General features: G+C 44.1%; 1 protein-coding gene. It reads left to right on the forward strand.

Annotated features, from left to right (window positions below; genetic code table 11):
* Positions 1 to 27: 27 nt before the first annotated feature.
* A partial coding sequence (locus A3739_RS25295; RefSeq protein ID WP_197472567.1) for a hypothetical protein occupies positions 28 to 860 on the forward strand: 833 nt, incomplete at its 3' end.

Below are 860 nucleotides of genomic sequence, written 5' to 3' on the forward strand. Positions count from 1 at the left end.
CCATAATAAAAGGACTCGCCGCCAATCATGCGTATTTTCGCCGCTTGTTTAGCGCTTATTTTTAGCGCCTCTATCTCCGCATTTGAGCACTTCTCAATCACGCGTGACTGGCAAACGATTGAAGGGCAATACTCTAAGGTTACTTACCCAAAAACTAGAGAGAAAGAAGCCCTGCATGCTCTTGCGTCTGCGGATAATGTACTGCCTCAACTTAGTGACTATTTATCTTGGACACCCTTCGACAAAGTCGAAATCGTATTAAGCGATCAAAGTAGCTCAGCGAATGGTTACGCAACGCCTTTCCCTTATAACCGAAGCGTATTATTTCTCGCATTGCCCTCTGGTGTTAGCGAGCTTCAAGACTACGATAACTGGTTAGACTTACTGATCCTGCACGAGATGACCCATATTATCCATCTCGATAAAACACGTGATGCGGCGAGTTACCCGCGTTACATATTCGGACGGAATATCTTTTCTTTCCCAAACATATTTTTATCTACCTTTTTTAAAGAAGGCCTAGCTACTTACGCAGAAACATCTTTAGATAAAAACGTGGGAAGAGGACAAAGCGCCTACTACGATATGGTGATGCGAACCGAAGTCGAATCAGGTCTCTTACCCTTAGGCAAAATTCAACAAAGCACTAGGGATTGGCCGTTCAACAAAAGCTATAGCTACGGCGTAAAGTTCTATCAATTTTTAGAGTCGAAATACGGTCCAGATAGCATTCCACGGTATGTTGAAGCAACAAGTGGAAGGCTGATTCCTTTTCTCGTCGATGGCCCAGCGAAATTCGCAACATTTTCAGACGGGTTAAAAGAGCTGTGGGCCGAATATTTAACCTGGCTTGAGCTCGA

Source organism: Oleiphilus sp. HI0067, assembly GCF_001635735.1.